This window comes from Streptomyces mesophilus (genome assembly GCF_011044995.1).
In the GTDB taxonomy this organism is placed as follows: Bacteria; Actinomycetota; Actinomycetes; order Streptomycetales; family Streptomycetaceae; genus Streptomyces; species Streptomyces mesophilus.
The window spans coordinates 1-6,634 of record NZ_JAAKZW010000332.1 but is presented as its reverse complement, the minus strand read 5'-3'; the positions used below and the strand labels follow the sequence as shown (position 1 = coordinate 6,634).

Here is a 6,634-nt window from a genome sequence, read left to right as displayed (position 1 = left end):
CTGCACCCACCGCGCACCGCCCCCGCCCGCCGGCTCCCACCAGCGCGGCGGCAGATCACGCCGCAGCACCACCCCGCCCGGGGTGCGCACCTCGACCGTGCCGTGCCGGGACACCACGACCATGACCCGCTCCGACACCACCCGCCAGCCGCCGTCCTTGTCGGGCTCCAGGAACGCCCGCGGATCCGGCTCGGGCCGTGGACCCGACAGCGCGTACGAGGGCTCGGGACCCGTACCGTCCCAGCCCCAGAACACGGCGCCGCCCCCGGTCACACACACCCGCAGCTCGGACCGCGCGAACCGCACGACACCCCCGCCAGGGCCCGGCTCGACCCCGGTCACCGGCCCCGGCACCCGCGCCTTCTCCGCCCCGCGCCGCGGCAGCCCGGCCGAGTCGGCCCGCTGCCTGCGCCAGGCCGCGCGCACCGTCCGCAGGCTCTGCGCCGCGCCCACCATGCCGACCGCTCGTACGGATCGCACCAGATCGTGACCGTTCATGCGGCTCACCCTGCCACCGCCGCGACCGCGCACAGGGGGCGTTCAACTGCCGTTCACCCGGGGCGGGAGCACATCTTCACGCATCCGCCGCCGGTGGTGATGCTGTGGCGCATCACCATCCCCACGCGCCCCTGAATCCGCGGACGTGTGGGAGACCACTATGGTGCGGAAGTCGATCACGTGGCATCGTCCCTGTCAGCCGCACATCGTTCCGCCCGACCCGGTACGGGTGCGGCCCACACCCACCGCGTCCACACCGCGTACCGCTTGGGAGCCGCACGATGTCCACCGCCGCACCGACCCCCCTGTGGCAGCCCGACGAGGCCCGGATCGCCACAGCCCGGATCACTCGTTTCCAGAGCTGGGCCGCCACCCACCACGGCGCACCGGCGGAGGGTGGATACGAGGCCCTGCACCGGTGGTCGGTCACGGATCTCGAGTCGTTCTGGCAGGCCGTCGTCGAGTGGTTCGACATCCGCTTCTCCACGCCGTACGAGCGCGTCCTCGGCGACCGTTCGATGCCCGGCGCCGAGTGGTTCCCGGGCGCGACCCTCAACTATGCGGAGCACGCGTTGCGCGCGGCCGCGGACCGACCCGACGATTCCGCGCTGTTGTATGTGGACGAGACACATGAGCAGACCCCTGTTTCCTGGTCCGCACTCCGCCGCCAGGTCGGCTCCCTCGCCGCGGAACTCCGCGCCCTCGGCGTACAACCCGGCGACCGCGTCAGCGGCTATCTGCCGAACATCCCGCAGGCCGTCGTCGCCCTCCTCGCCAGCGCCGCCGTCGGCGCGGTGTGGACCTCATGCGCCCCCGACTTCGGCGCCCGCAGCGTCCTCGACCGCTTCCAACAGGTGGAGCCCGTCGTCCTGTTCACCGTCGACGGCTACCGCTACGGCGGCAAAGAGCACGACCGCCGCGACGCCGTCGCCGAGCTCCGCCGCGAACTGCCCTCCCTGCGCGCGGTGGTCCACATCCCGCTCCTGGGCACCGACGCGCCCGAAGGCGCACTCGAATGGTCCGCCCTGACCTCGTCCGACACCGAGCCGGTCTTCGAGCAGGTCCCCTTCGACCACCCGCTGTGGGTCCTCTACTCCTCCGGCACCACCGGCCTGCCGAAGGCGATCGTCCAGTCCCAGGGCGGCATCCTCGTCGAGCACTTCAAGCAGCTCGGCCTGCACTGCGACCTCGGCCCCGAGGACCGCTTCTTCTGGTACACCTCCACCGGCTGGATGATGTGGAACTTCCTCGTCTCCGGCCTCCTCACCGGCACCACCGTGATCCTGTACGACGGCAGCCCCGGCTATCCCGAGACCGGCGCCCAGTGGGCCATCGCCGAACAGACCGGCGCGACCCTCTTCGGCACCTCCGCCGCATACGTCATGGCCTGCCGCAAGGCAGGCGTCCACCCCGGCCGCGACCACGACCTCTCCCGCATCCAGTGCGTCGCCACCACCGGCTCCCCGCTCCCGCCCGACGGCTTCCGCTGGCTGCACGACGAGGTACGCGAAGACCTCTGGATCGCCTCGGTCAGCGGCGGCACCGACGTCTGCTCCTGCTTCGCCGGCGCCGTACCCACGCTCCCGGTGCACATCGGCGAACTCCAGGCCCCCTGCCTGGGCACGGACCTCCAGTCCTGGGACCCCCAGGGCAAGCCCCTCACCGGCGAGGTCGGCGAACTCGTCGTCACCAACCCCATGCCGTCCATGCCGATCCACTTCTGGAACGACCCCGACGGCACCCGCTACCACGACAGCTACTTCGACACGTACCCCGGCGTCTGGCGCCACGGCGACTGGATCACGCTCACCGACCGCGGCTCCGTCGTCATCCACGGCCGCTCCGACTCCACCCTCAACCGCCAGGGCGTCCGCATGGGCTCCGCCGACATCTACGAGGCCGTCGAACGCCTCCCGGAGATCCGCGAATCCCTCGTCATCGGCATCGAACAGCCCGACGGCGGCTACTGGATGCCCCTGTTCGTCCATCTCGCTCCCGGCGCGGTCCTGGACGACGACCTCCGTACGCGGATCAAGCAGACCATCCGCGAACAGCTCTCCCCGCGCCACGTCCCCGACGAGATCATCGAGGCCCCCGGCGTCCCGCACACCCTCACCGGCAAGCGCATCGAGGTCCCCGTCAAGCGCCTCCTCCAGGGCACCCCCCTGGACAAGGCGGTCAATCCCGGCTCGGTCGACAGCCTGGAACTCCTCCAGTTCTACGCCGACTTGGCCCGCGAACGCCGCTGACCTGCAGCGCTTCCCCCTCGATCACCGTTGTCAGTGCCACCACTTACGGTGAGTGAGCATTGACCGACGGTGTTCAGGGGGAAGCATGGCGTACACCAAGCAGGACACGATGCGGCGCGCACTGCGCCGCGAGGTCGCCGGCACCATCGGCGTCCTCGCCGACGACGTGGACTTCGAAGCGATGCGGCACTACCGCAGCTTCGCCTTCGACGACCACGGCGAGTATCTCCGGCAGGTCGAAGGCCTGCTGAAAGCACGCGACGCCCAGGGCAGACACACCACCCTGGCCCTCTTCGACCCGGAGGAGTACGAGGAGTTCTGCGCCGCATCGGACCTCGACCCCGACCGCGCGGCGAGCCGCACCTTCTTCACCGCGGACCTCGCGGCCGCCGGAGCCACAGTCCCCTTCGACGGCAGCTCCCTCGACACCCTCGTACCCGCGCTGATCGAGGAGGCGGTCCGCCGGTCCACCTGGGAGTACGCCGGCTCCGTCCTTGCCGGCATCGGGGAGTGCGCCGGGTGCGGCGAGGACATCGGCCGCGCCGCCTTCGCGCTGGCCTCCCGCCTGCTGACCCGCGTCCTCGACAGCGTCGGCCACGGCGCCCACCACCTGGTGTGCAGTGCCTCCCTGCCCGCACACGACCTGACCGCGGCCCTGCACTCCTCCGCGGACCCGGACGGACGTATCGATCTCGACGAGCAGGAGGCCATGGAATTCGCCTCGGTCCTGGCCGTCGCCCTCGCGACCCGGAGCGCGGGCGGCCTGGTCGCGCGCTCCAGCACTCCCGACACCCGCGACCGGGTCCAAGGCTGGCGCCTGCAGGGAGAGTTGCTCGTGCCGCTCACCGCGGCCGAGGTGTTCGACGCGTACTGCACCGACATCCACTCCGGAGAGCCGCTGCCCCCGGAATCCGGCGTCGACTACTGCGCGGCACCGGACCTGGGGCCATTCGAGGGGCACACGCACCGATGAACGCCGATGGGGCGCCCCACCTCATGGTGGGACGCCCCATCGGGACAACGCTCAAGCGATGCTCACTCGCCGGACAGCACGGCCTGCGCGGCAGCGCGGGCCTCCTCCGCCGACTCCGCGGCACGCGCGGCGGCAGCGGCACGCTCGCACTGGGCGAGCGTGTACTTGGCGAGCGTCGCGCGCACGTAGGCGATCGACGCGGCCCCCATGGACAGCGAGGTCACACCGAGACCGGTCAGCACACAGGCGAGCAGCGGGTCGGAAGCCGCCTCACCACACACGCCACAGCTCTTGCCCTCGGCCTTGGCGGCCTCGGCCGACAGCGCCACCAGGTCGAGCAGCGCCGGCTGCCACGGGTCCTGAAGACGCGACACGGCACCGACCTGACGGTCGGCGGCGAAGGTGTACTGCGCGAGGTCATTGGTACCGATCGAGAGGAACTCGACCTCCTGCAGCACCGACCGCGCACGCAGCGCGGCGGACGGAATCTCCACCATCGCGCCGAACTTCGCCTGAAGCCCCGCCGCACGGCAGGCGTCGGCGAACGCCTTGGCGTCCGCGCGGTCCGCCACCATCGGCGCCATGACCTCGAGGTACACCGGCAGACCCTCGGCCGCCTTGGCGAGAGCCGTCAGCTGCGTCTGCATGACCTCGGGGTGCTCGAGCAGCGAGCGCAGACCACGGACACCGAGCGCCGGGTTGGGCTCGTCGGCCGGCGTCAGGAAGTCCAGCGGCTTGTCGGCGCCGGCGTCCAGCGCACGCACCACGACACGGCCCTCGGGGAAGGCCTCGAGCACCTTGCGGTACGCCTCGACCTGCTTCTCCTCGGACGGCGCCTTCTTGCTGTCGTCCAGGAAGAGGAACTCGGTGCGGAACAGCCCCACACCCTCAGCACCCGCCTCGACCGCGGCCGGCACATCCGCAGGACCGCCGATGTTGGCGAGCAGCGGCACCTTGTGCCCGTCGGACGTCGCACCCGGACCGGACGAAGCGGCCAGCGCGGCCTTGCGCTCCTCGGCCGCCGCCTCCAGCTCCGCACGCTTCTCGGCGGTCGGGTCGACGAAGATCTCACCGGTGCTGCCGTCCACCGCGACCACGGTGCCCTCGGGCAGCTCGCCGGCGCCCGGAAGCGCCACGACGGCGGGCACACCGAGCGCACGCGCGAGGATCGCGCTGTGGCTGGTCGGCCCGCCCTCTTCGGTCACGAAGCCGAGCACGAGCGCCGGGTCGAGCAGCGCGGTGTCGGCCGGAGCCAGGTCCCGGGCGATCAGCACATACGGCTTGTCGCTGTCGGGAACGCCCGGCATCGGCACACCGAGCAGCCGCGCCACGATGCGGTTCCGCACGTCGTCCAGGTCGGCCACACGGCCGGCCATGTACTCGCCGGCCCCTGCGAGCAGCTCGCGGTAGTGCGAGAACGCGTCGTACACACCGCGCTCGGCGGTGGAACCGACGGCAATACGACGGTCCACATCGGCCATCAGCTCAGGGTCCTGAGCGATCATGGCCTGCGCCTCGAGCACCGCCTGCGCCTCGCCGCCGGCCAGATTGCCCCGCGCGTTCAGATCGGCGGCCACAGCCTCGACCGCCTGCCGGGCGCGCCCCTGTTCGCGCTCGGCCTCCTCCGCGGGAATCTGCTTGGCCGGCGGCTCGAGTACCGCCGTGCCCATGTGCCGAACCTCGCCGATCGCCACACCGTGGCTCACGCCGACGCCTCGCAGCGTTGTCTCCATTTCACCGTCTCCGATAGTTGCGACGGTCCGAGCCGCCGCGGTGGATGTCGTACCTGCCGCCCTGGGCGGCGATGACGTCACTTCCAGCTGAAGAGAGCGTCGCCGGACTTGACGTCGCCGTCCTCGATGACGTCCGCCAGGGACTCGGCCGTGGCCTCGAGCGCCACGATCGGGCAGACCGGCGACTTGCCGGCAGCCTCGACGGCCGCGGGGTCCCAGCGCACGACGGCCTGGCCGCGCTGCACGGTGTCGCCCTTGTTGACGAGAAGTTCGAAGCCTTCGCCGTTGAGCTGAACAGTGTCGATGCCCAGGTGCGTCAGCACGCCGTGGCCCTCACTGTCGACGACGACGAAAGCGTGGGGGTGAAGCGAGACAACAACGCCATCGACGGGCGAGACGGCATCGCCGGCCTCGCGCACGGGGTCGATAGCGGTACCGGGGCCGACCATCGCACCGGAGAAGACCGGGTCGGGCACGGCCGCAAGGCCGATGGCCTTGCCGGCGAGGGGGGACGTCACAGACGTCATGAGGAGCCTCCCAGGGGTGGAGAGTCTGTACACGCCGTCACTACCTGTCCTGGACGGCGCACTGTTCAGAAGCGTAAGTCATAAGAAGTCACGCTTCCGCACAACTCGTCCCGGTTCAAAGGACCTAGGACCTTCCAGCGCTGATTTGCGTCCGCCCGAAGCGGGATGTACTGTCGTACTCCTGCCCGGGACGACGGAGCGCTACTAGCGCCCGACCCAGGCAACCTCAATCAAGCTAGATCCTAACTCTGAATCTAGTCCTGCGTGCTCGCAGGAGGCTGGTCAGAGAGACGGAAAATGCCTGATAGAGTTTGAAACACCGAAGGGAAGCCCGGAGGAAAGCTCCAGAGAATATCTCTGCGGGTGAGTACAAAGGAAGCGTCCGTTCCTTGAGAACTCAACAGCGTGCCAAAAGTCAACGCCAGATTGACAACCTCGTCTCGACCAATTGGTCGGACGCGGTTCCTTTGGAAAGTCCACCCCTTGATTGTGGGTGGCAACATCAGCGAGGACGCTGTGGATGGTCAGCTTATTCCGCTGACTGTCCCGCTCAACGCGGATGCTCACCCGATTACGGGTAAACATTCACGGAGAGTTTGATCCTGGCTCAGGACGAACGCTGGCGGCGTGCTTAACACATGCAAGTCGAACGAT

General features: G+C 69.9%; 4 protein-coding genes, 1 rRNA gene and 1 pseudogene. 3 read left to right on the top strand and 3 right to left on the bottom strand.

Annotated features, from left to right (window positions below):
• Positions 1-498: pseudogene (locus G6045_RS38305) on the bottom strand (glycosyl hydrolase); the annotation flags it as partial.
• 281 nt (positions 499-779) lie between these two features.
• On the opposite strand from G6045_RS38305, the gene G6045_RS38300 reads away from it, so the two are divergent.
• Together G6045_RS38300 and G6045_RS38295 are read left to right on the top strand one after the other, a co-directional pair.
• Positions 780-2,747, top strand: coding sequence for an acetoacetate--CoA ligase (locus G6045_RS38300; RefSeq protein WP_165336860.1), 1,968 nt, complete (start codon positions 780-782; stop codon positions 2,745-2,747).
• A gap of 85 nt (positions 2,748-2,832) precedes the next feature.
• Positions 2,833-3,720, top strand: a complete 888-nt coding sequence (locus tag G6045_RS38295; protein ID WP_165336859.1) for a hypothetical protein — start codon at positions 2,833-2,835, stop codon at positions 3,718-3,720.
• A gap of 62 nt (positions 3,721-3,782) precedes the next feature.
• Here G6045_RS38295 and ptsP read toward each other — a convergent pair whose 3' ends face one another.
• Together ptsP and G6045_RS38285 are read right to left on the bottom strand one after the other, a co-directional pair.
• A complete protein-coding gene (gene ptsP, locus G6045_RS38290) occupies positions 3,783-5,453 on the bottom strand; it encodes a phosphoenolpyruvate--protein phosphotransferase (RefSeq protein ID WP_165336858.1) in 1,671 nt (556 codons plus the stop codon).
• Between the two features lie 77 nt (positions 5,454-5,530).
• Entirely contained in the window at positions 5,531-5,980 is a 450-nt protein-coding gene (locus tag G6045_RS38285) for a PTS sugar transporter subunit IIA (RefSeq protein WP_165336857.1), read from the bottom strand.
• A gap of 584 nt (positions 5,981-6,564) precedes the next feature.
• On the opposite strand from G6045_RS38285, the gene G6045_RS38280 reads away from it, so the two are divergent.
• A 16S ribosomal RNA gene (locus G6045_RS38280) occupies positions 6,565-6,634 on the top strand; the annotation flags it as partial.